The sequence below is a fragment of the Streptomyces sp. NPDC045431 genome, from assembly GCF_040646655.1.
Lineage (GTDB): Bacteria > Actinomycetota > Actinomycetes > Streptomycetales > Streptomycetaceae > Streptomyces.
Map to the genome: position 1 here is coordinate 118465 of NZ_JBEZAQ010000016.1, position 22979 is coordinate 141443.

17 protein-coding genes and 3 pseudogenes are annotated in these 22979 nt (G+C 68.6%); 12 read left to right on the top strand and 8 right to left on the bottom strand.

The annotated features are described in order from the left end of the window. The 3 genes from AB0A69_RS26810 (at position 1) to AB0A69_RS26820 (ending at position 2036) form a co-directional block, all read left to right on the top strand. The gene (locus tag AB0A69_RS26810; RefSeq protein ID WP_361427111.1) at positions 1-774 is read left to right on the top strand and encodes a DUF3710 domain-containing protein; all 774 of its coding nucleotides are present in this window, start codon (positions 1-3) and stop codon (positions 772-774) included. A gap of 143 nt (positions 775-917) precedes the next feature. After that, entirely contained in the window at positions 918-1316 is a 399-nt protein-coding gene (locus AB0A69_RS26815) for an OB-fold nucleic acid binding domain-containing protein (protein WP_355356880.1), read from the top strand. A gap of 3 nt (positions 1317-1319) precedes the next feature. Beyond that, on the top strand, positions 1320-2036 hold the full coding sequence (locus tag AB0A69_RS26820; RefSeq protein WP_361427114.1) for a DUF3159 domain-containing protein: 717 nt from the start codon (positions 1320-1322) through the stop codon (positions 2034-2036). Positions 2037-2231: 195 nt separating this feature from the next. Here AB0A69_RS26820 and AB0A69_RS26825 read toward each other — a convergent pair whose 3' ends face one another. Beyond that, a complete protein-coding gene (locus AB0A69_RS26825; RefSeq protein WP_361427117.1) occupies positions 2232-2912 on the bottom strand; it encodes a TrkA family potassium uptake protein in 681 nt (226 codons plus the stop codon). Next, a complete protein-coding gene (locus AB0A69_RS26830; RefSeq protein ID WP_355356886.1) occupies positions 2912-3580 on the bottom strand; it encodes a TrkA family potassium uptake protein in 669 nt (222 codons plus the stop codon). Before AB0A69_RS26830 ends, AB0A69_RS26825 begins: the two co-directional genes overlap by 1 nt. A gap of 248 nt (positions 3581-3828) precedes the next feature. Here AB0A69_RS26830 and AB0A69_RS26835 point away from each other — a divergent pair, with 248 nt between their 5' ends. The 8 genes and pseudogenes from AB0A69_RS26835 to AB0A69_RS26870 form a co-directional block, all read left to right on the top strand. Beyond that, complete coding sequence (locus tag AB0A69_RS26835) at positions 3829-5895, top strand: APC family permease (protein ID WP_361427121.1); 2067 nt, start codon at positions 3829-3831, stop codon at positions 5893-5895. Between the two features lie 67 nt (positions 5896-5962). Beyond that, positions 5963-7288, top strand: a complete 1326-nt coding sequence (locus AB0A69_RS26840) for a class I SAM-dependent RNA methyltransferase (protein WP_361427124.1) — start codon at positions 5963-5965, stop codon at positions 7286-7288. Between the two features lie 188 nt (positions 7289-7476). Continuing rightward, positions 7477-7755: a hypothetical protein gene (locus tag AB0A69_RS26845; RefSeq protein WP_361427127.1), complete on the top strand. Its 279-nt coding sequence runs from the start codon at positions 7477-7479 to the stop codon at positions 7753-7755. A 260-nt stretch (positions 7756-8015) separates the two neighbouring features. Further along, on the top strand, positions 8016-8981 hold the full coding sequence (locus AB0A69_RS26850; protein WP_361427130.1) for a hypothetical protein: 966 nt from the start codon (positions 8016-8018) through the stop codon (positions 8979-8981). A 110-nt stretch (positions 8982-9091) separates the two neighbouring features. Next, the gene (locus tag AB0A69_RS26855; protein WP_361427133.1) at positions 9092-11065 is read left to right on the top strand and encodes a hypothetical protein; all 1974 of its coding nucleotides are present in this window, start codon (positions 9092-9094) and stop codon (positions 11063-11065) included. Next, positions 11062-12048, top strand: a complete 987-nt coding sequence (locus tag AB0A69_RS26860; protein ID WP_361427136.1) for an ATPase — start codon at positions 11062-11064, stop codon at positions 12046-12048. The genes AB0A69_RS26855 and AB0A69_RS26860 overlap by 4 nt, the downstream gene beginning before the upstream one ends. Beyond that, positions 12041-13489, top strand: a pseudogene (locus tag AB0A69_RS26865) (SAV_2336 N-terminal domain-related protein); the annotation flags it as partial. The gene AB0A69_RS26860 and the pseudogene AB0A69_RS26865, both read left to right, overlap by 8 nt. 1257 nt (positions 13490-14746) lie before the next feature. Beyond that, positions 14747-15103, top strand: a pseudogene (locus tag AB0A69_RS26870) (lysine--tRNA ligase); the annotation flags it as partial. Positions 15104-15659: 556 nt separating this feature from the next. On the opposite strand, the gene AB0A69_RS26875 reads toward AB0A69_RS26870, so the two are convergent. The 6 genes and pseudogenes from AB0A69_RS26875 to AB0A69_RS26900 all read right to left on the bottom strand — a co-directional run bounded on the left by AB0A69_RS26875 (position 15660) and on the right by AB0A69_RS26900 (position 21791). Then, positions 15660-16667 carry a PIN domain-containing protein gene (locus AB0A69_RS26875; RefSeq protein ID WP_361427139.1) on the bottom strand — a complete coding sequence of 336 codons (1008 nt, stop codon included), beginning with the start codon at positions 16665-16667 and terminating at the stop codon, positions 15660-15662. 888 nt (positions 16668-17555) lie between these two features. Beyond that, positions 17556-18316, bottom strand: a pseudogene (locus AB0A69_RS26880) (inositol monophosphatase family protein). Between the two features lie 268 nt (positions 18317-18584). Continuing rightward, a complete protein-coding gene (locus AB0A69_RS26885) occupies positions 18585-19583 on the bottom strand; it encodes a hypothetical protein (protein WP_361427142.1) in 999 nt (332 codons plus the stop codon). 24 nt (positions 19584-19607) lie between these two features. Continuing rightward, positions 19608-20408, bottom strand: coding sequence for an alpha/beta fold hydrolase (locus AB0A69_RS26890; protein WP_361427145.1), 801 nt, complete (start codon positions 20406-20408; stop codon positions 19608-19610). A gap of 6 nt (positions 20409-20414) precedes the next feature. Continuing rightward, positions 20415-21038, bottom strand: coding sequence for an ATP-dependent Clp protease proteolytic subunit (locus tag AB0A69_RS26895; protein ID WP_361427242.1), 624 nt, complete (start codon positions 21036-21038; stop codon positions 20415-20417). Between the two features lie 153 nt (positions 21039-21191). Then, positions 21192-21791 carry an ATP-dependent Clp protease proteolytic subunit gene (locus AB0A69_RS26900; protein WP_361427148.1) on the bottom strand — a complete coding sequence of 200 codons (600 nt, stop codon included), beginning with the start codon at positions 21789-21791 and terminating at the stop codon, positions 21192-21194. Between the two features lie 419 nt (positions 21792-22210). Here AB0A69_RS26900 and AB0A69_RS26905 point away from each other — a divergent pair, with 419 nt between their 5' ends. Next, complete coding sequence (locus AB0A69_RS26905) at positions 22211-22963, top strand: helix-turn-helix transcriptional regulator (RefSeq protein WP_361427151.1); 753 nt, start codon at positions 22211-22213, stop codon at positions 22961-22963. The last annotated feature ends 16 nt before the right edge of the window (positions 22964-22979 follow it).

Consider the following 22979-nt stretch of genomic DNA (forward strand, 5'->3'; position numbering starts at 1 on the left):
GTGTTCGGACGTCGCAAGAAGAGCAGGGCCGCTGAGGACGCAGCGGACGTGGCGCGCGAGGCCGAGCAGGTCGTCGACGAGGTCGACACCGACGACGCGGCGCAGGACGAGCCGCGCCGCGTGAACCTTCCGCCGGCGCCCCGGCCCGACGGGCCCTGGGACATTTCCGAGGTCTCCCGGCCCGACGAGGGCCGCGTGGACCTGGGCGGCATGTTCGTGCCCGGAGTCGAGGGCATGGAACTGCGCGTGGAGGTCGCGGGGGACGCGATCGTCGCCGCGACGGTGGTGCTGCGCGACAGCGCCATCCAGCTGCAGGCGTTCGCCGCGCCGAAGAAGGAGGGCATCTGGGGCGAGGTCCGCGAGGAGATCGCCTCCGGCATCACCCAGCAGGGCGGCGTCGTCGACGAGGTCGAGGGCCCGCTGGGCTGGGAGCTGCGCGCCCAGGTCCCGGTGCAGCTGCCCGACGGCACCGGCGGTGTGCAGCTGGTGCGCTTCGTGGGCGTGGACGGGCCGCGCTGGTTCCTGCGCGGTGTCATCTCCGGTCAGGGCGCGGTGCAGCCGCAGACCGCCGGACTACTCGAGCAGATCTTCCGCGACACCGTGGTCGTCCGGGGCGAGGGGCCGATGGCGCCGCGCGACCCGATCGTCCTGAAGCTGCCGAACGACGCGCAGATGGTGCCCGAGGGCGTCCAGCAGGAGGACCAGGAGTCCTCGCGCTTCTCGGGCGGCATGGGCCAGCTCCAGCGGGGCCCGGAGATCACCGAGGTCCGCTGACCCCGGACGGCTCGAGCGGCTGCGGTACGGCGGATGCTTACGGGCGGGGGCACGGTACGGCCGAGGCCGACCGGGCCCCCGGCGCCTTTACACCACCGAACGAGGCATGGGCTACCGCTGAGACCCCTAGGTACGCTTTCTGTATGAGTGCTGCACCGCGTACAGACAAGCCGGCCGGCCGGTTCCGCCGGATGCTCGACCGGCTGTCCAGCTCCCAGGGCGACCTGGAGTCCGAGGAGCTGCAGGAGGATGCTCAGGCGTCGGGGTGCACGCCCATCTCGGCTTGCTCCGACCGGCAGATCGTCACGGTGACTGGTACCTTGCGGACGGTCACCCTGCGCCCGCGGGCCGGCGTCCCCGCGCTGGAGGCCGAGCTCTTCGACGGCACCGCCCCGCTGGACGTGGTGTGGCTGGGCCGGCGCTCCATCGTGGGCATAGAGCCCGGACGCAGGCTCATCGCCTCCGGCCGGGTCTCCATGAGCCACGGCCGCCGGGTCCTCTTCAACCCCAAATACGAGCTCCGACCGCTCGGACAGGAGTAGCCGGTGACGTCTCCCGACAGGCCCACCCCCGACGACCACAACGCCGTGACCGAAGCCGCCCTGTTCGACGCCTTCGGCGGCGTGCGGGGCATGGTGGAGACCGTCCTCCCCGGCTTGCTCTTCGTCACGATCTACACCATCAACAAGGACCTGCACCTGTCCGCCATCGCGGCGCTCGGGGTCTCCCTGCTGCTGGTGGCCGTACGGCTGGTGCGCCGGGACACGGTCAAGCACGCGTTCAGCGGTGTCTTCGGCGTCGCGTTCGGCGTGATCTTCGCGATGATGACCGGCAACGCGAAGGACTTCTACCTGCCGGGCATGCTCTACACGCTGGGCCTCGGCCTCGCGTACATCGTCACCACGCTGGCGGGCGTACCGCTGATCGGCCTGGTGCTGGGACCGGTCTTCAAGGAGAACCTCTCCTGGCGGACCCGCAACCCCGGCCGGAAGAAGGCGTACGCCAAGGCCAGCTGGGCCTGGGGCCTCATCCTCCTCGCCAAGTGCGCGATCCTCTTCCCCCTGTACTGGTGGGCCGACACGACGCAGCTCGGCTGGGTCCTGGTCGCCCTGAAGATCCCGCCGTTCCTGCTGGCGGTGTACCTGACGTGGGTCTTCCTGAAGAAGGCTCCGCCGCCGATCGACGTCTTCGCGGAGATGGAGGCGGAGGAGGCCGCGGAGAAGGCCCGCAAGGCGGCGGCGCCCCAGAGCAACGAGGCCTGACGCCCTTCCGTCAGCTCCGGCGGCGGGGCCGCGCCCCGGATCCGCCGCGCACAGCACCCCGGGCCTAGGGTGGCGCAGCCAGCCCGCCGTGCACAGCCCCGCGAGGCCCCCGTAACCCAGCCCGGCCGCGCCAAGAGGCCCGGCGTACCGCTCGTGCGGTGCGCCGGGCCTCTGTGGTTTCCGGTGGCTTCTTCCTCAGCCCGCCGTGTCCTGCCCCTGGCGGACCGACAGCAGGTCCTCCAGCTGCTCCTCGCGGGCCTGGGCGGCCACGAACAACAGCTCGTCGCCCGCCTCCAGCGTCTCCTCCGGGCTCGGCGTCAGCACGCGCGAGCCGCGGATGATCGTCACCAGCGAGGTGTCCTGCGGCCACGCCACATCGCCCACCTGCGTACCGGCGATGGCCGACTCCGGGGGCAGCGTCAGCTCGACGAGGTTCGCGTCGCCGTGGCTGAAGCGCAGCAGCCGGACCAGGTCGCCGACGCTCACCGCCTCCTCCACCAGGGCCGACATCAGGCGCGGCGTGGAGACGGCGACGTCCACGCCCCACGCCTCGTTGAAGAGCCACTCGTTCTTCGGGTTGTTGACCCGCGCGACCACACGCGGCACCCCGTACTCGGTCTTGGCCAGCAGCGAGACGACGAGGTTCACCTTGTCGTCGCCGGTCGCCGCGATGACGACGTTGCACCGCTGCAGCGCCGCCTCGTCCAGCGAGGTGATCTCGCAGGCGTCGGCCAGCAGCCACTCCGCCTGCGGCACCCGCTCCACGGAGATCGCGGTCGGCGCCTTGTCGATGAGCAGCACCTCGTGCCCGTTCTCCAGCAGCTCGCCCGCGATGGAACGGCCCACCGCGCCGGCGCCCGCAATAGCGACGCGCATCAGTGACCGTCCTCCTCGGGGCCGGCGGCGAACGCCGCCTCGACCTTCTCGATCTCGTCCGTACGCATCATCACGTGGACGAGGTCGCCCTCCTGCAGCACCGTCTGCGACGTCGGCAGGACCGCCTCGCCGAGCCGGGTGAGGAACGCCACGCGGACGCCCGTCTCCTCCTGCAGCCTGCTGATCTTGTGCCCGATCCACGCCGCCGACGTGTGCACCTCCGCGAGCTGCACCCCGCCGCTCGGATCCCGCCACAGCGGCTCCGCGCCGGACGGCAGCAGCCGCCGCAGCATCTGGTCGGCGGTCCAGCGCACGGTCGCGACCGTCGGGATGCCGAGGCGCTGGTACACCTCGGCGCGCCGCGGGTCGTAGATGCGGGCCGCGACGTTCTCGATGCCGAACATCTCGCGCGCCACCCGCGCCGCGATGATGTTGGAATTGTCACCGCTGCTCACCGCGGCGAACGCCCCGGCCTCCTCGATGCCCGCCTCGCGCAGCGTGTCCTGGTCGAACCCGACCCCCGTGACGCGGCGCCCGCCGAAGCCCGAGCCCAGCCGCCGGAAGGCGGTGGGGTCCTGGTCGACGACGGCGACGGTGTGCCCCTGTTGCTCCAGGGTCTGCGCGAGTGCGGCTCCCACGCGCCCGCAGCCCATGATGACGATGTGCACGCCTGGTTACCCCGCACTCCTGGTGACTCTGCCGACGAAGCCGACCTGCGTAAACACCCTGCTCACTTCTTTCTCTCAGCCTGCGGTGCGGTGTTGCCCGATGACGAGCTTATGCCGCCAGGCCCTTCGTACCCGCATCGGCGCAGGCGTACGGCCCGCGACATCGATGGAGACGTCCGGCAGAGATTCCGTGGCGGTAAGAGGTGGCGGGTGGGCGCGTCCCTTTTCGAACGCTTACGATCCTCTGCGTGTCCAAACTGACCGACGTGCCCAAACGGATCCTGATCGGCCGGGCTCTGCGCAGCGACAGGCTGGGAGAAACCCTCCTCCCCAAGCGCATCGCGCTCCCCGTCTTCGCCTCCGACCCGCTCTCCTCGGTGGCGTACGCGCCCGGCGAGGTGCTGCTGGTCCTCTCCATCGCGGGAGTGTCGGCGTACCACTTCAGCCCGTGGATCGCCGTGGCCGTCGTGGTCCTGATGTTCACGGTGGTCGCGTCGTACCGGCAGAACGTCCACGCCTACCCGAGCGGTGGCGGCGACTACGAGGTCGCCAACACCAACCTCGGCCCCAAGGCCGGACTCACCGTCGCCAGCGCGCTCCTCGTCGACTACGTCCTGACCGTCGCCGTCTCGATCTCCTCCGGCGTGGAGAACCTCGGCTCGGCCATCCCGTTCGTCGTCGAGCACAAGGTCTTCTCGGCCATCGCGATAATCCTCCTCCTCACGATCATGAACCTGCGCGGCGTGAAGGAGTCCGGAAAGCTCTTCGCGATCCCGACGTACGTCTTCGTCGCCGGCGTCTTCATCATGATCGTGTGGGGCGCCTACAAGGGCATCGTCCTCGACGACCAGACCATGAAGGCCCCGACCGCCGACTTCGAGATCAAGCCCGAGCACCAGGGACTGGCCGGCTTCGCCCTCGTCTTCCTGCTGCTGCGCGCCTTCTCCTCCGGCTGTGCGGCGCTGACCGGCGTCGAGGCGATCAGCAACGGCGTACCCGCCTTCCGCAAGCCGAAGAGCAGGAACGCCGCCACCACCCTCGCCCTCATGGGCGGCCTGGCCGTCACCATGTTCTGCGGCATCATCGGCCTCGCCATGGCCACCGACGTCAAGATGGCCGAGCAGCCCGCCCACGACCTGCTGCGCGACGGCGTGCCCGTCGGCCCCGAGTACGTGCAGAACCCGGTCATCTCGCAGGTCGCGGCAGCCGTCTTCGGCGACGGCACCTTCTTCTTCGTGCTGCTGGCCGCGGCCACGGCCCTCGTGCTGTTCCTCGCCGCCAACACCGCGTACAACGGCTTCCCGCTCCTCGGCTCGATCCTCGCCCAGGACCGCTACCTGCCGCGCCAACTGCACACCCGCGGCGACCGGCTCGCCTTCTCCAACGGCATCGTGCTCCTCGCGGGCGCCGCGATCCTGCTGGTCTGGCTGTACGGGGCGGACTCCACCAAGCTCATCCAGCTCTACATCGTCGGCGTCTTCGTCTCCTTCACGCTCAGCCAGACCGGCATGGTCCGGCACTGGAACCGCCACCTGCGGACCGAGCGGGACCCCGCCGCCCGGCGCCGCATGATCCGCGCCCGTGCGATCAACACCTTCGGCGCCTTCTTCACCGGCCTGGTCCTGGTCGTCGTCCTGGCGACGAAGTTCACGCACGGCGCCTGGGTCGCCCTGCTGGGCATGGTGATCTTCTACGGGACGATGACCGCGATCCGTAAGCACTACGACCGCGTCGCCGACGAGATCGCCGCCCCCGAGGGCCCCACGGACGACACCGTGCGCCCGTCGCGGGTCCACTCCCTGGTCCTGGTGTCGAAGGTCCACCGGCCCACGCTGCGCGCCCTCGCGTACGCGCAGCTGATGCGCTCCGACAAGCTGGAGGCGCTCAGCATCAACGTCGACCCGGCGGAGACGAAGGCGCTCAAGGCGGAGTGGGAGCGGCGCGGGATCAACGTCCCGCTGAAGATCCTCGACTCCCCCTACCGCGAGATCACCCGCCCGGTGATCGACTACGTCAAGTCCCTGCGGCGCGAGAGCCCGCGCGACGCGGTCAGCGTGATCATCCCGGAGTACGTGGTCGGCCACTGGTACGAGCACCTGCTGCACAACCAGAGCGCCCTGCGCCTCAAGGGCCGGCTGCTGTTCACCCCGGGCGTGATGGTGACCTCGGTGCCGTACCAGCTGCGCTCCTCGGAGCTGGCGAAGAAGCGGGCCAAGAAGCGCCAGGAGTGGAACGCGCCGGGCTCGGTGCGCCGCGGCATGTTCGACGAGCGCCCGAAGGAAGCGACGGCGAAGGAACCGACGGCGAAGGGATGACCTCCGGCCACGTAGACTGGTGGGCTGCCGCCCCGGCAGCCCTGTCTACTTCTGGAGCCACCCCGCCATGCAGAACGCACCTGACTCGTCACTCGTCGGTGAGGAGTACGAGGTCGAGGTCGGCCCCGTGGCACACGGCGGTCACTGCGTCGCCCGCACCGACGAGGGCCGTGTGCTCTTCGTCCGGCACGCGCTGCCCGGCGAGAAGGTCGTCGCCCGCGTCACCGACGGGGGAGCGGACTCCCGCTTCCTGCGCGCCGACGCCGTCCGCGTCCTGGAGGCGTCGAAGGACCGGGTCGAGGCGCCCTGCCCGTACGCCGGGCCCGGCAAGTGCGGCGGCTGCGACTGGCAGCACGCCAAGCCCGGCGCCCAGCGCCGCCTGAAGGGCGAGGTCGTCGCCGAGCAGCTCCAGCGGCTCGCCGGACTGACCCCCGAGGAGGCGGGCTGGGACGGCACGGTCATGCCGGCCGAGGGCGACAAGGTCCCGGCCGGCGAGGTGCCGGCGTGGCGGACGCGCGTCCAGTACGCCGTCGACGCCGACGGCCACGCGGGCCTGCGCAAGCACCGCTCGCACGAGGTCCAGCCGATCGACCGCTGCCTGATCGCGGCGCCGGGCGTCAGCGAGCTCGGCATCGAGAAGCGCGACTGGTCCGGCATGGAGGCCGTCGACGCGATCGCCGCGTCCGGCTCGCAGGACCGCGCCGTCGTGCTCACCCCGCGCCCGGGTGCCCGGCTCCCGCTGGTCGAGCTCGACAAGCCGGTCTCGGTGCTGCGGGTCGCCGAGGACGGGGGAGTGCACCGCGTCCACGGCCGCCCCTTCGTCCGCGAGCGCGCCGACGACCGCACGTACCGCGTCGGCAACGGCGGCTTCTGGCAGGTCCACCCGAAGGCCGCCGACACCCTGGTGCGCGCCGTGATGCAGGGCCTGCTGCCCCGCAAGGGCGACACCGCCCTCGACCTCTACTGCGGCGTGGGCCTCTTCGCGGGCGCGCTCGCCGACCGCGTCGGCGACAAGGGCGCGGTCCTCGGCATCGAGTCGGGCAAGCGCGCGGTGGAGGACGCCCGCCACAACCTCCAGCACTTCGACCGCGTCCGCATCGAACAGGGCAAGGTCGAGCAGGCCCTGCCGCGCACGGGCATCACCCAGGTCGACCTCATCGTCCTGGACCCGCCCCGCGCGGGCGCCGGCAAGCAGACGGTCAAGCACCTGGCGGGCCTGGGTGCGCGGAAGATCGCCTACGTCGCCTGCGACCCGGCGGCCCTGGCCCGCGACCTCGCCTACTTCCGCGAGGCGGGGTACAAGCCGCGGACGCTGCGGGCGTTCGACCTGTTTCCGATGACGCACCACGTGGAGTGCGTCGCCATCCTCGAACCGGCCGCGAAGGGCTCCTGACCTGCGGTTTTGTGCGTGCGTATTATGTGCGGTGTGGGCGTTACGGGCGATATCTTGACGCTGAAATGACGCTCGTGACGCTCATTTGACGCTCGTTCTGATGGGGCGTCAGGTGCTTCAGTGCTGCCCAAACTGCCTCGTCAGCGCAGCTGCTGGACCCACTACGCCAGTGGTTGTGTGCTTGGTGCATGAGCAGTTTGGTGTTCACCACCATTACCAAGGGCCGCTCCGGGCGCCTCCTCGCCGACAGTAACTGGCGCCGCCAGGCCTGGTGGCCTGCCGTCGAGGCCGGCTACCACTCCGGCGGCGACGGCGAGCTGCAGCTCGTTCCGCACTACCCGCCGCACTCCATGGGCCACACCTGCACGCTCCATCGCTCATGGCTCCTCGGGTCTGCTGGCTCCTGCACCGCACGGGAACAGTGGATCGGTCACTGGCACGCTATGCGGCCCGGGATGGTCCGGTGACAAGAGAGAACTGTGCCATCACGGCGACTTGGAAGCCTGCCAGCTGCAAGGTCCTTCCGGCCGCACCGAGCGGTACGCCTCTCACTCGGGATGTCCAGCGCCGTGAACTGCTGGCGGAGATGCACTAGAAGGCGTTCTCTGGCTCAACTCCCACCAGGCGTAGGTGGGTCCTGAGGTTCTGGCCCAAGCCTGTGTGGTTCGGCTGCCTTGCGATCTCAGATGCAGCACAATGTCCCTCTGCCAGGACTGAGGAGGGATGCATGGCAACGGGGAAGCCTCAACTGCTGTTCGTGCACGGAATCGGCGGTCTTCGCGACACCGCCACTGACTGCCGCAGGTGGCTGGAGGCCCTTGCCGCTGGAACACGGGATGCCGACATGGCCGATGTGATCTCCGCATTGACGCAGAGCTGGCTGGCGGATGTCACGTTCGCCAACTACAGTGATCTGTTCAACCGCCGTGGAACCCAGGGGCGTGCAGCCAGGGAACTGGACGAAGATGAAGTGCCCTTCCTGGCCGAACTACTTGACTCAATACTGGATGAACTGTCTGAGCAGTTCCCCCCGGAGAGCAGCCCCCAGGACGCCCGGGTCATCCGTGACGCACGTTCCCGGCTCGACGCTGCGGTTCAGGGCCGACAGGCGCAGGGCGTGGGTGACATCGGCCGTCGGTTGATCGGTGTCACGACGACCATGCTGAGCCTCCCCGGCCTGCGCCAGACGGCGCAGTGGATGAATGGTTCGGCGCTTCTGTTCCAACTGGCCCAAGTCGGACGTTATTTGGATCGCCGGGCCAAAAAAGCGGAGTTGGGCGCGGCTATCCGCGGCCGGGTGCTCGACTGTCTGGACCCTGCGCGGCCTCTCGTGGTGGTCTCGCACAGTCTGGGCACAGTGGTCGCCTACGAAGCACTGCACGAGTACGAGGGAATGGTGCCTCTCTGGGTGACCTTGGGTTCGCCTCTGGCCCTGGGAGCGGTGGTTCTGGATCGTCTGGTGCCGCGCCCGGGGCGCTGCCCTGAGAACGTCGCCTCCTGGCTCAACTTCTGGGACCGCGATGACGTCGTGGTGGGTCGGCCGCATCTGGCCCAGTGGATCCGCCCGAGCAGGAGCGGTGTCAAGGCTGTGACGGAGCGCGTCGACTCCCGCGGTCTGTGGACGCATACCGCCACGAAGTACCTGGAGCACGGGACTGTGGCCCGCCCGGTGATCGAGGCCCTCCAGCCGTGACGGCCGCCACTAACCCGCCCCGGCATGTGCTCGTCGTGGGCGCCCAGTGTGAGGGCGGCGCCAGGTTGGAAGGGCTGGAGGACGCTGCTCGTGCTCTGCATGCTGTCCTCGTGGACCCGAAGCTGGGGGCTTGCGTGGACCGCGGCGAGCACTCCCTGCTGATCGGCACCAATCTGGGCAATACTCAAGTCCGCGAGGCCGTGGAGCGCGCCGCTCAGGATGCACGGCGTGACGGCGGTGTCCTCGTGCTCGCCTTGCTCGGTCACGGCGAGTGTGCTGAGGGCGCTCCGCTGTACTTCGTCACATCGGGCAAGGAAAACGCCCCGCCGCTCTCCAACGTGAACGTCCCTTCCCTTCTCGGCGACGTCCTCAACCACCCGGGTCTGGCTGGCCTGATCGCCATCGTCGACACCTGCCTGGCTGGAGGGGCAGCACCGGCCACTCCGGTGATCACTGCGGGACCACGGGGAGGCAATGTGCGGTTCTCCCTGCTCTTTGGGGCCACCGCGCAGGAGCCGGCGTTCTACCTCCAGCTGAGCAAAGAACTCACCCACATGATCGAGGAGGGTCTGCCAGGCGCCGGGGAGTTCCTGAAGATCGACGACGAACTGATTGAGCAGCTCCGCGAACAGATCCATGATCAGCTGCCGGGCCTATACACCTACGACGGCGCACCGTATTTCGGTGATAGCCTCTGGCTGGCCCGGAATCGCGCTGCCTCCTTCAACCGTGATCTGGGATCAATCGCGAGCAAAGCAGTACGGGACGCTGCCCGGCGAATCGACAGCAACCTCCAGTTATCCACAGAGAGCGAAATCGCCGCGTGGTTGAAGGAGAACCAGCAGACTCCAAGCGCCGGTTCTTGGGCCGCTGTCCACCGGTTGCGCGAGGTGCTGGCCGAGCTGGAGGCCGGCCGCAAGACACTGAACGTCACCAACAAAGTCTTTGGTCCGAACCTGACCGAAGACGACCTGCGGCTGGTCGGAATGCTGGCGGGCCTTCCTCTGCACTTCCTGCGGCACGAACCACCGCCGAACCTGCGGGATCTGGTCGAGTACGCCGCTCATCATGGAGGCGCTGCAGAGGGCAGGCACAGAGCGCTGGCCCACTTGGTCGCGGCCATGGCCCATGTGACGGGGCACGGAGACCGGCTGCCGGAAGATGTCGTCGTCTGGGCGCAGGACTTCGAACTCACCCCCACGGTCAACAGCCACCTGCGCGAGCTGAACCGCCAACCTCACGGTGATCGGGCCCCGCGGCTGGTCCTGGTGCTGGCCGACGACGGAGGCGAGAGCGTCGTCCGCGTGGACGCGTGGTTGCTCTTCGGCCGCGCCGTGGTCGGCAACCGCCGCTTCCTCTGCGGCCCCGGAGACAAAGGTCTGAAGACGGCTCTGACCGAGGCCGTGGCCTGGTCTGCACCCTGGGCGAACATCGCGGGTAAGCGGTTGAAGCACATCGACGTGGCTGCACCGACGCTCGTGCTGCTGGATTGCCCTCCGGAGGAGCAAGTCATCCGCAAGCAGACGAAGCTGGGTGTCAACTACACCGTCACCACCCGTTGGGCCGGCCTGCTGACGCCCCCTCACGGCGCCACGGTCGACGACATGCTCCAGGTGGGTGAGGAGTTGCTGGTCTCTCTGGACGACAGCGATTGCTCCGGCCCCGAGTGGCTCCATGCCGAACAACTGGCGACCGTTGAACAGTTGCAGAAGCATCTGAGTAACCACGGCTTCGGACAGCGTGTATGGGCGGTGGCCTCCCTGCCGGAGAGGGACTGGGACTTCGTGGCGCAGGAACTCCTCGAGCACACACCCGCGCTGGTCTGGCCGCGGCAGAAGGATGTCAGCGACAAGCAGGTGATCAAGGCATCCGTCGGGAAGCACTGGCGGGCCCTGCCACAGCGGATCGCACACGCCTACCGGCAGCATCTGAGTGAAGTCGGCGCCGGACACGATGATGATCTCGGACCTCTCGCAGCCGTGAGAGTCGCTTGGCATGACAAGGACTGGCAGGAATTCTGCCGGAGAAGGGCGAGCACGGCCCTGAGAGCACCGGACGAGATGACGCACAAGGAGCGAGCATGAACTGGACCCCGTACTACAGGGGCACGGGAGTCCCCCCGAAGAACCACGTCGAGCTGCCGAAGCTGCCGCCCCCGCCTCCATGGCGCTCCCCCGCACGGCAGCAGGAGACTGACTCGCGCAAGGACCCCGCCACGACGTACCGCCCGGTCCCCGGCCTCGTCGACGCAGTGAACGCCGCCCTGCACCTCCGTCGCCCTCTGCTGCTGACCGGCCGCGCGGGCTCCGGGAAGTCCACCGTCATCCGCCAGATCGCTGCCGAGCTCGGCCTGGGCGACGTACTCCACTGGCACATCACCTCCCGCAGTGCCCTCGCCGACGCTCTCTATCGCTACGACGCTCTCGGCCGCATCCATGCCCACAACCTGCGCACTCTCGACGGCAAGGCCCGGCCAGCGGTCGACGAGCGCGAGGACGACATCGGGGATTTCGTCCAGCTTGGCCCCCTGGGTACCGCGCTTCTCCCCGGCGACCGCCCCCGCGCACTATTGATCGACGAGATCGACAAGAGTGACCTAGACCTGCCAAGCGATCTCCTCGACGTCCTGGAGCGCGGCGGCTTCGAGATCCCCGAGCTAGCCAGGCATCCCAAGCCCGACATCCAGGTCCGCACCGCCGACAAGGACGGCAAGCGCACCATCGAGCACGGCTGGGTCCAGTGCACTGAATTCCCGGTCATCGTGCTGACAAGCAACGGCGAACGCGACTTCCCCGCCCCCTTCCTACGCCGCTGCGTCCGCTTCGAGATGCCACCCCTCTCCCGAGAAACCCTTACTGATATCGTCGCCGCCCACCTTGGCGACATCGAGAACAGCGCCACCGCCGCGCTCGTGCAGACTTTTCTCAAGAAGCTGAACGACGACGAGTACGTCGCGATCGACCAGCTACTGAACGCCGTCTACCTTCTGCGCGGCGACCAGGTCCCGGACCTCGACCAGCGGCAGAACCTGGAAGACATGCTGCTGCAGGGGCTGGGGCGTGGCTGAGGACGCCGCCGCCCGTCTGGCACGGCTCGCTCAGGCGGCCGGTGGCGACATCGACGTCAAGGAGCTCCTCGACGCAGTACTCCTCGCCTCCGCCTGGGTGCACGCCGACCGGAAGCCCGACAGCCCCTCCTCCGATGCCGCGGACGTTACGGCGCAACGCCGGAAACAGGGCCAGACCAACATCACCGCTTCCGCAGAAGGTTCCCAGGCGTTGGGAAGTGGAGACGCGATAGACGCCGCCCATCAGCCTGTCGCCGCCGTATGGCTCAAGGACCAGGTCGGCACTCACGCCATTCCTGGCAAACGCGTGAGTATCGGTCGTGCCACCGCCCTCCCCGACGCCCTCGACATTGGCCGTGCGCTACGCCCGTTGCGCCGCCCGTGGCTCTCCGGCGTCCATCGTCGCCTCGACGTCGACGCCACCGTCGATCATTACACCCGTACCGGCATGCTCGTCCCCCAGCTCACTCCTGCGTCGGAGCCGTGGCTGGAGGTGATCGTCGTTCTGGACCGCGGCACCGCCATGGCGGTGTGGGACGAGACAGTCCGCGTCCTCACCAAGATGCTGCGCGCCCTGGCCGCCTTCCGTGACGTCCGCATCTGGCACCTTGAACACCCGCCCGGCGACATCCCCATCCTGCACGACCACCAAGGTCGTGCCCTCTCCATGCACCCGGACGCCGCCCACCACACCCAGCCGACGCGCCGTCTCCTCCTTGTCGTCTCCGACTGCGCTGCGCCGGCCTGGCGGCAAGATGCGCTGTGGCGAACCCTCCACATCTGGGGTCGCACCGCCCCGCTCGCCCTGATCAATCCGCTACCCAGGCGGCTCTGGCAGCGCTCTGGCCTCGATCTTCCCCGCACCACCGCGACCGCGACCGTTCCCGCCTCACCCGGCCGTCTCCTCTCCTACCGCCGCCCACGGCTTCTCCGTGAGACCGAGAAGACGAAACCTTGGCAAGCTCTGCCCGTCCTGCAATTGGCCCCCGACCAGGTCCTCGCGTGGGCCCGCACCCTGATGCGCACAGACCCGAAGGGTTGCGAAGCCGTCCTCGTCCCCGCCACCGGCAGACTGCCCCTGCGTCGCCGCCACCAAGGCCCGACCAACCAGGCGGACAGAGCACCCACCAGCGACCAGGTACGCGTCCAGGCCGAGGCGTTCACGGACGATCGTCAGTCCAACGCCGTCCGCCTCGCCATCGCGGCATCCCCCCTCGGTTCCTTCACGCTGCCCGTCCTCGACGTCCTCCGCGACCGCCTTGTCCCTGAAGCCACCCTGGCCGACACCGCCGAGTTCCTCACCGCTGGCCTCCTCACTGCCACTCGCTGTGAATCGGCCGACACGATCTACCACTTCCATCCCGCGGCAGCCGTCCACCTGACCAGCCTGGTCACCCGAGACCAACTCTGGGACACCCACTTCGCCCTGAGCGACCACCTTGCGGCCCACCTTCAAGCCCCTCATGGAATCCCTGTCGTCCTCCACTCGCCCAACGCCGATGAAACCCTGGCCACCGGCCTCCGCCCTATCGCCTACGCGGCGGCTACCACGGCACGGCTGCTGGGAGTCGAGGCAACGGATTCCATGCCCGAACCCAGATGCCTCCCCGCAGTCGGCCTAACAGCAGAAACATCGAGCGAGCCGCGACCCACCGCCGTTCCCACCAGCCTCAAGGTGCCACAGAACAGCCCTCAGGCCACGGAGCTCTACCTCACCCTGGCGCGGCTTTTCCGCTTGCTTCTTGCCAGGGCCTCGGACAATCACGCAGCCCATACGAGTGAGCCGAGTCAAAACGAGGCGCTGACGGAGACGGCAGGCGGAAGCCGACAAGGCGGGCACAGGGCACGAGCGAACGACGGTGCTCTGGAACTCACCGAAATGCGCTACATGCGCAACGAGTTGGTTATCAGCGTTGACGCCAGGCGTTCCGGCGCATACGACGATGTCGACAAGCCGCGAATGCGCGCCCAAATGTATCGAGTGCTGGAGACAGCGTTCGCCCGTGCCAACGTGTCGCTCGGCGCATTGCATATGCAAGACCGTGGCGACGGCGTGCTGATGTCGCTTGAGGACCAGATCCCCGTAACTGAATTACTCGGCCCGTGGCTGCGCGAGGTGCACGAGCAACTGCGTGACGAGAACCGTGGCCTGCACGCACCGTTGGGCATGCGGATCGGGGTGCACATCGGCCCGGTCCGGCACGACGAGCGCGGCGTGAGCGGACGCGCCGTCGACCTCGCCTGCCGGCTGGCCGACTCCACCGTCGCCCGGCAACTGCTCGACGCTGAGGGGGCCGACCTCCTACTCGTGACCTCTCAGTCCCTGTATGAGGATGCCGTCAGGCATGGTGGCCGTTTCATCGAACCTGAGCGCTACTCCTCGGCCCGGCTGGAGCTCAAGGAGGGCCAGGTCACGGCCTGGTTCCACCTTCCCGGTCGCCCTGCTCCAGAAATCCCCGCCGCCCTGACGCGGCGCAAGAAGCCCGGCGAACTGGCCTCAATCGTGCAGGACCTGACCACCCTCCTCGAGAACATCACCCCGATGCTAGAGAGGGGCAGCTTCCCCAACCTGATGGACGGGAGGAAGATCGCCGGACTGTTGCGCGCGGTCGCCGATCAGTTGGACGTCTACGGCGACACTTCCGAGCCCCATGGCACCGTGCATCAACAGTCCGCACGCATCGGCCAGGTCCCTGAGCATCCGGCAGATCAGGAGAGCATCGTGCGGAAGGAGCCGGACGCCGAGAGGCTCGCTCTGCTCGATGGGACAGAACGAGAGTCGCTCCAACTGCTGCTCGACAACCTCCAATCGCACTGGTCGCTAGAGGGGCTGACGCATCTGGTGAACTCTGTGCCGATAATCCAGGCCGGGCTCCCGGCCGACGCCACCCCCAAGGAGTTGCCGCCGGAGATCGAGACCTTCCAACGGGCCTACTTCGCACTGCTGTATCAGCTGTTGATCGGGCAGGAGACTGGACCTCATCTGCCTACGCTCTTGTTGGACATTGGCGCCGAGAAGGTGCGTAGGTTGCTGGGGCAGTCAGCGGATGGCTGATTCAATGGACAGAGGTGCCCTCGCTGCGACCGCCCTAAGCAGGCCAGCTCGGTGTTCAGCTGGCCGACTGCGACACGATGGTGCAGTGAAACCCTGTCCGGCGAGCGCCTGCTCGACCTGTTCACCGATGCGGGTCACTCTCCTGCGCTGCCATCCCCTGTTCATATGCCGTCCCGGCTGAAACTGTGCCTGCCGCCTGCCTCGCGGACAGCCCGGCGACCGTCGAAGGTCCGGCGGCCACCGCGGCATGACAGCCCCTCACCAAGATCCTCATCGTCCTTCTAGCCCCCGGCCGCCCGCAGGTGCAGCGGACGCTGACAAGTAGCCGAGGCTGCCCTACCCGTCCCGACGCCGGCTACCGGCCCACAGGGCCATAGTCATCAGAGCGCTCTGCAAGAGAGTCGGCTTCTCGGCTTCCTGCCACTTCGCCAGCTGTTGCCACACCTCCGCCGAGTAGCCGGGAAGAGCGGCGGATGTACCAGGGTCCGGAAGCCGCTGGAAGTCCTCTGTGGTGAGGGGCCTCGGAGAGCTGCTGCGCAGGATAGTGAACTGTGACTCAACCTTGGTTGGGCTCAACAGCAGGCGCGTCTCCCAGGCACATCCCGCGTCCGATCCCCGTTTGCCTGCCAAGTAGGGCCAGACCGGTGAGGAGCCAGCGCACCGTTGCTGTGTACCACACGTGGTCACCGATCCGGTAGGCGCTTACATCGCTGACGAGGTCTACTTGGGCGTGGGGCGTCGTGATCCAGGGGCCGACACTGCCCATAACGGGGCGTTCGCTGTCTTCCGAGTCGGGCCAGAGCGCTCCCAGAAAGGTGGGTACGTCGAAAGCGTGCACGCTCTCCACGTCGGCACCCCACTTGGCTCCCGCTTCCCGGGCGGTGATCGATGCCGCCTCGGGGGTGCCCACCTGCTCCGGCACCAAGACATCGTCCACCTCGGTAGGCTGAGTGAACTCGGCGACAACGGGGTCGAGGGATGCGTAGTGCTTGAAGCGATCCCCAAACTCCTGGATGTCCAGCCGCAGTCTCGTCCGCCCCTTGTAAGACGAGCCGTCACCGAAGTCGTTCGTGTTCTTGCTGACGAAGTACACCGTCTCGTCTGGGTCCTCGCGCGCGTACTCGACGGCTGTCAGCCATATCGCGGCATCACGCGAGCCAGTCTTCACCGGCTTGTTCACCCCCTTCATCTCCAGCTGTTTGCATGGCGGGATGACGTTTGCCTTCCGGTAGGCGGCCTCTTGCAGTACTGACGCGCTTGGAGGCAACACCTCCAGGATGGCGGCGAAGCCATCCCGCCAGTATTGCCGCACCTTATCGGTTTGGAGGGGCTGCATAAGGGCGTTGGTCTCCCAGGGCGTGATCATCCGCAACGCCTTATGCGCGTCGAGGGCGGCGTCGTACTTCTCCTTGTACTTCAGCGCCCGTTGCGCGGCCAGTTCCTCCATGACCGTCCACGGGACGGCGACGCCTTGCACCCCCGTCGCCCGGATGGTCTTGAGCAGGTCGACGCTCGCGTTGTCAGGGGAGACACCCCACAGCATGTTCGTGTCCAGGATGATCAAAGTAGGTGGCTCCGTCCCCGGGCGGCGTGCAACAGGCGGGACAAGCCTCCAAGACCCGGAGCGGCCTCGTCAGCGCATTTCGATCACGCTGCTCCTTCGGCGGTGGGCCTCTCGTACGCACTGGGCGCACCGACGCCCCTCTACCCGGCGTCAGGCTCTGTGCCGGGGAGACGCTGCGTATTACGGGTAGCCATGACGCACGAGATTTCCGGTGCCGCGACGTAGGGCCGTGACGCTCATTTGACGCTCTGGGCGCCCGGCGGCTCTCATCCGGGACTCCAAACATCTCTGACTGCTGCTTTCCTGCCTGCGCCCAGGCCGACATCTTTCCGATGACGCACCACGTGGAGTGCGTGGCGATTCTGGAGCCGGTGAAGAAGGACGCCTGACCCGCGGCTTCGTGGTAGCCGTTGCCCGCTCGTCCAGCGGGTGAAGCACGCGGCCCATCGGCGCCTGCCCTCCCCTGAGGGTTCAGGCGGGCGCGCCGGTGGGCGCTTGCGATCCGGCTCCGCGGGGGGATCAGTCCCGTCTCGTAGGCGAGGGCGACGGCCTGGACGCGTCGGTCAGGTCCAGCTTCGGCAGGATGCGACCGATGTGGCTCGTGACCGTGGTCGGGCTCAGGAAGAGCCGCGAGGCGAGTCCGGCGTGAGGCCTGTCGTGAGCAGGCGGATTACCTTGAGTTGCCGGTGCTGCTCCTGCTGGGGCAGGGTGGCGCCGTGCTCGCCCTGCTGGCGCGCTCGTTCCGGTCGGCTGGGCGGCAAAGGCTGGTGTGGCGACTGCGCTGCGCACCGCATGTCGCCGGGGCGGCGGTCCGCCAGGCCCGCGGCCGCAGAGTGCGTGGCGAGCCGGCCGGTGTGGGCGTGCGCACGCTGAAGCTAGCGCACAGCGCTAGCTTCTGCCGCGCATCATCGACAGCAGCAGCCCGTGGGTCTCGTCGTCGGCGGCGATCACGAGCCCCTGGCCCCCCGTACCGATCGGGGCGCCGTCGATCCCCGTAACCGTGCAGCCGGCCGCCCGGCACAAAGCGATGCCGGCCGCGAAGTGCACGCTTCCGGACAGGTCGCCGCCATCGGTGACGTACGCGGCGCGCTTGCCGGCGGCGACCCAGGCCAGCGCGAGGGTCGTCGACACGACCCGGGGCCGGAAACGTTCGACGAACACGGGGGTGGGCCAGCAGATCCACGGCCCGGAACCCAGGCGCACTGGGGAACGGCGGATCCAGGTTGACGTCCACCAAACGGGAGGCGGGCGCTGGGCGTCAGGAGTGCGTCGTCGGTCCCGTCACGCCGCACCCAGGCGGTCTCCCCGTCGGTGAAGAAGACTTCGCCGCTGAACGAGTCGGCCACCGCCGCCGGCCCGTCGCGCAGCGCCACGTTGACGGCCGCCAGCATGGTGCCGACGGCGTAGTTCAGCGTGCCGCACAGGGGATCCACCCACCACTGGCGCACAGCGTCGGCGGCGCCCCGCCGACCGCCTTCCTCGCCGTGCACCGCGTCATCGGGCCGTGCGGCACGAAGGACGTCGAGGATCGCCTTCTCGGCCTCCACATCGGCCTCGGTGGCGAAGTCCCCGGCCCCCTTGTCGATGCGGTCGAGCCGTTGGCCGTACAGGGCGCGGACGATGTCCACACCAGCCCGCGCCCCCGCCATCGCGACTGCGGTATCGTCCGAACGCGCGTAGGGAGAGGCGGAGTTGCTCACGCCGTGGAGACTATCGGGGCGAGACGGCCGGCGCAGGCGGACCTTCGCGGCCCGGGCGCTGGTTGCCTGCGGGGTTCCGGACTCGATCGCACCAGGGTCTCCAGCACACCCCCTCGGCAGCGCCCGGTCACGGCACCTGGCCGAGTGTCGCCGGGCGGCCGCATCGCCCGTCGTCGTCCATGAGGGCTTTCCGACGGGAAGGCGATCGCGTCGGTCCTCACGCGACCCGGTCGTGAACGCGCGCCGCCTCTTCGCCGTGACGGGTGGCATCCTCTGCCGTCGCCTGCGGGCCCTGCCCTTGCCGGGGACTTCGGCGCAGGGCCAGCAGCGTTCCTGTCAGCCAGGCCAGGGCGAGTACGCCCGCCGCGATCAGGGTGGGCGCGTCCGGGGCGATGAGGGGCTGGCCCCGCAGGGCCTGCCAGGTCACCAGGGCGACGAGGCCGAGGTAACCGGCCGACGTGACGATCACCAGTCGTGTGCGTACGGCCGGGTCGGCGAGCCGGGCTTCCGGGTGTCGGCGGGCCGCCGCGGCCAGCGCGAGGGCCAGCAACGGCAGCACTTGGAGGGCGTGCATCCCGGTGAAGTGGGCGATGCGCAGATCGCCCCCGGTGGCCGCCCAGCCGGTGAGCGGCAGGTGCGGACCGCCGTCCGGGACTCCGACGCTGTGGGCGCCCACCGTGCCCACCACTTCGCCCGACAGTTGCTCCGGCGTCGGCTGGCTCATCAGGAAGCCGAGCGCGAGCCCGACGACCCCGATGCCCGAACCGAGCCGGATCGCCCAGGCCGTCGCCCGGTCGGGCAGCGGCTGCCGGAACATCAGGACGGCGACCACCACCCCGGCCAGCCACAGCACGGCCACGGTCACGCCCATCACGGCGTACAGGCCGGCGTCCAGCACGGTCTCGTCGTTGAAGTGGCTCCGCTTACCCCGTGCGGCCTGCACGATGATGAGGGCCACTTCCACGGACGAGGCAGCCGCGATCACCGTCCCGGCCCACCAGCTGATCCGCCGGCCGCGGTCGAGGAGCGACAGCATCCAGGCGAGCGTCGCCGCGTACGCGCCCAGGGACAGCGCGAACTTGAGCGGTTTCTCCCAGATCGGCATGCCGAGCAGCACCCGGTCGTCGACGACCAGGCCGACGGCGCTGACGACGCCGACGGCCGCCATCGCCGCGACGAAGTACGTCAAGGGCCTGTGCAGGTCACGCACGGGCATGGATTCCCCCCGGAAAAGGACGCGTCAGATGGTGTGGCCCGCGCGCTGACCGACCGCCGACGGGCGGCCGTGGAGCCGGCCGGCGATGGCCGAGGCCACCTCCTCGCGATGGGTCTGGACGAAGAAGTGCCCACCGGTGAACGCCTGCACATCACAGGCGCCGGTGGTGTACGCCTCCCAGGCCGCGGCCCCCTCCGGGGAGACGTGGCTGTCCTCGGTGCCCGTGAACACCGAGATCGGGCAGGACAGCACGCCGTCCCCGGGCGCGGGCGGCACGTAGCACTCCACCGCCTTGTAGTCGGAGCGCAGCGTCGGCAGCAGCATCCGGACCAGTTCCTCGTCGGCCAGCACCTGTTCGGCCGTCCCGCTGATCCGGCGCAGCTCCGCGAGGAGCGTCTCGTCGTCCTGGCCGTGCAGGTCCGGACGGGTCGCGGGCAGGCCGGGCGCCCGGCGGCCGGAGACGATCAGGTGGACCGGACGGATCCCTCCGGCCGCCTCCAGCCGACGCGTGACCTCGTACGCCAGCAGGGCTCCCATGCTGTGCCCGAACAGGGCCAGCGGCCGGCCGGGGTCGAGTTCCGTGAGGGACTCGGTGACCCGGTCGGCGAGCTCGGCCATGTCGTCGAGCGGCGGTTCCGAACGCCGGTCCTGCCTCCCGGGGTACTGCACCGCGCACACCCCGATGAGGGGTGCGAGGAGCTTGGACATCGGGAAGTAGGTGCTGGCGGCTCCGCCCGCGTGGGGGAAGCACAGCAGCGTCGTCCCGTCGGGGGAGCCGCTGGAGAACCGCCGCAACCAGCCGCTGCGGAGAGGGGGAACGGTCATGACCGCTCAGGAACCGTTCTTCCCGCGCGGGACGACCACCTGGTCCACGATCCCGTACTCCAGGGCATCCTGGGCGGTGAGGATCTTGTCACGGTCGAGGTCCTCGCGGATCTGGTCCCGGTCGCGGCCGGTGTGCAGGGCCATGATCGTCTCGATCCGGTCCCGGATGCGCTCGATCTCCAGCCACTGGATCTCCAGGTCGGAGACCTGCCCCTGCTGGCCCGGGCTGGCCGGCTGGTGCATCAGCACGCGGGAGTTGGGGAGCGCGATGCGCTTGCCCTTGGTGCCGGCCGCCAGGATCACCGAGGCGGCCGAGGTCGCCTGGCCGATGCAGACCGTCTGGATGTCGGGCTTGACGAACTGCATCGTGTCGTAGATGGCGAGCAGCGAAGTGATGGAGCCGCCGGGCGAGTTGATGTAGATCGAGATGTCGCGGTCCGGGTCGGCCGACTCCAGGCAGAGGAGCTGGGCCATGACGTCGCTGGCGGACGTGTCGTCGATCTCGGAACCGAGGAAGATGACCCGCTCCTCGAAGAGCTTCGCGTACGGGTCGTACTCCCGCGCGCCCTGCGAGGTGCGCTCGACGAAGCGGGGGATGACGTAACGGGCCTGGGGCGCGTAGTCGTGCATGGACAAGGCAGCCTCCGTGATGTCCGGGATTTGGTGGCGGGAGCGGGCGGGGCAGGGCGTGCTGAGGGCACGCCGATGCGGCGCGGCGGCACGGCGGGTGACGTACCGTCACCAGCCGTACCGCCTGCACCGGGGTGATGTAGTGCCGTCAGGTCAGCGGGCCGCGAGCCCGCCGCCACCCGAGATGGCCGGAGTGGACTGGATCACGTCGTCGATGAGGCCGTACTCCTTGGCCTCCTGCGCGGAGAACCAGTAGTCGCGGTCGGAGTCCTTGGTGATGCGCTCCACGTCGTTGCCGGAGTGCTGCGCGATGAGTTCCGCCATTTCGCGCTTCGTCTTGAGGAGGTGCTGCACGTAGATGCGGATGTCACTCGCCGATCCGGAGAAGCCGGCCGACGGCTGGTGCATGAGGATCTTCGCGTGCGGCAGGGCGAAGCGCTTGCCGGGGGCGCCGGCGGTCAGCAGGAACTGCCCCATGGAGGCGCAGAAGCCCATGGCGATGGTGACGACGTCGTTCTTGATGATCTGCATCGTGTCGTACACCGCCATGCCGGCGGTGACCGAGCCACCCGGCGAGTTGATGTACAGGTAGATGTCCTCTTCGGACTGGGCGGCGAGCATCAGGAGCTGCGCGGTGATGCGGTTGGCGATTTCGTCATCGACGGCCTGGCCCAGGAAGATAATGCGGTGCCGGAGCAGGCTGCTGAATACCTGGTCGCCCATTCCCCAGGGCGCCGGTGCGTCGCTGTTCATTCGGGGCGTCTCATGGCCGAATTCCGCCGGCTGAAAGTCATCCTGACGAGTCACTGAACCCCCAAGTGGATCCACTGGCGGCCACAGCCACCGTTCGATGTATCACTGCCGTTCCGGTCCTGCTGATCCGACCGATGCGCTCAACTGACGTGACACTTACCGATCTTCACTCATCGGACCGTAGCACGATCACCACGGGGACTCAGCCGAACCGTAGTTCGTTCGCTGAGAGCGCACGTCATCCCGGCTGGCCAGCGGTAATGGTTCGCCACGGCAAGCGCATTGGGCGACTGTGATTAGATCCGGAAGATCACAAGCACCGTTCCTGCGGGGGGTAGAGCGTGGCCATAGAGGAGCACCGTAGGCTAGAACGAGCCAATTTTCTGAGAAAGCGGCGAGAAAGCATCTTGCCTTGCGAGGTGGGACTTCCTCAGGGGATACGACGACGGACTCCCGGACTGCGCCGCGAAGAAGTCGCCGTGCTGGCCGGGCTCAGCCCGACCTGGTACACGTACCTCGAACAGGGCCGGGACGTCTCTCCCTCGCCCGAGGTCCTGAACAACCTGGCCAGCGTGCTCGGACTCTCCGTCTTCGAACGCGACTACCTGCTCAACCTGTCCAGCGAGCGGCCCTCCCCGCAGCCCGCCGCCAAGGTGCCCAAGTCCTGGAGATCGCTCGTCGCCGTGGCGGAGGGGATGTACCCCTTCCCCGCCTATGTCTGCTCCCTCTCGGGCGACCTGCTTGGCTGGAATCGTGCGGTGCCGGACTGGCTGGCGAACTTCGGCAACCTGTCGGGTCGTGAGCGCAACCTCCTTGTGTGGATGTTCACTTCCGAGGAGGCGCACCGCCTCTTCGTCGACTGGGAGGACGTCTGCCGCCATTTCATCGCCTGCTTCCGGGCCGAGGTGACCGACTGGCGGACCTGTCCGCGCACCGGCCCGCTCGTGGAGGAACTCGCCGCGCGCAGCCCCAGGTTCCGCATGTGGTGGGACGAGCACCAGGTGGCGGGGCCCCTCAGCAGGACGCACCGCATGCGCCACCCCAAGCGTGGAGTCATCGACGTACGGATGGTCGAGCTGCTCCACAGGGACCCGGACGGCGCGGTGCGGCTGATCGTCCACACACCGGTGAGGGAGATGCCGCGCAGGCTCCTCGCGGCCCAGGCGTGTTGATCCCGCAGGCCTGAGG

What these genes read in the sequence shown, in the direction of transcription:
- AB0A69_RS26845 (WP_361427127.1), top strand. Translation starts at nt 7,477, where the DNA reads ATGAGCAGTTTGGTGTTCACCACCATTACCAAGGGCCGCTCCGGGCGC.
- AB0A69_RS26850 (WP_361427130.1), top strand. Translation starts at nt 8,016, where the DNA reads ATGGCAACGGGGAAGCCTCAACTGCTGTTCGTGCACGGAATCGGCGGT.
- AB0A69_RS26860 (WP_361427136.1), top strand. Translation starts at nt 11,062, where the DNA reads ATGAACTGGACCCCGTACTACAGGGGCACGGGAGTCCCCCCGAAGAAC.
- AB0A69_RS26825 (WP_361427117.1), bottom strand. Translation starts at nt 2,912, where the DNA reads ATGCGCGTCGCTATTGCGGGCGCCGGCGCGGTGGGCCGTTCCATCGCG.
- AB0A69_RS26895 (WP_361427242.1), bottom strand. Translation starts at nt 21,038, where the DNA reads ATGCACGACTACGCGCCCCAGGCCCGTTACGTCATCCCCCGCTTCGTC.
- AB0A69_RS26900 (WP_361427148.1), bottom strand. Translation starts at nt 21,791, where the DNA reads ATGAACAGCGACGCACCGGCGCCCTGGGGAATGGGCGACCAGGTATTC.
- AB0A69_RS26885 (WP_361427142.1), bottom strand. Translation starts at nt 19,583, where the DNA reads ATGCCCGTGCGTGACCTGCACAGGCCCTTGACGTACTTCGTCGCGGCG.
- AB0A69_RS26840 (WP_361427124.1), top strand. Translation starts at nt 5,963, where the DNA reads ATGCAGAACGCACCTGACTCGTCACTCGTCGGTGAGGAGTACGAGGTC.
- AB0A69_RS26815 (WP_355356880.1), top strand. Translation starts at nt 918, where the DNA reads ATGAGTGCTGCACCGCGTACAGACAAGCCGGCCGGCCGGTTCCGCCGG.
- AB0A69_RS26890 (WP_361427145.1), bottom strand. Translation starts at nt 20,408, where the DNA reads ATGACCGTTCCCCCTCTCCGCAGCGGCTGGTTGCGGCGGTTCTCCAGC.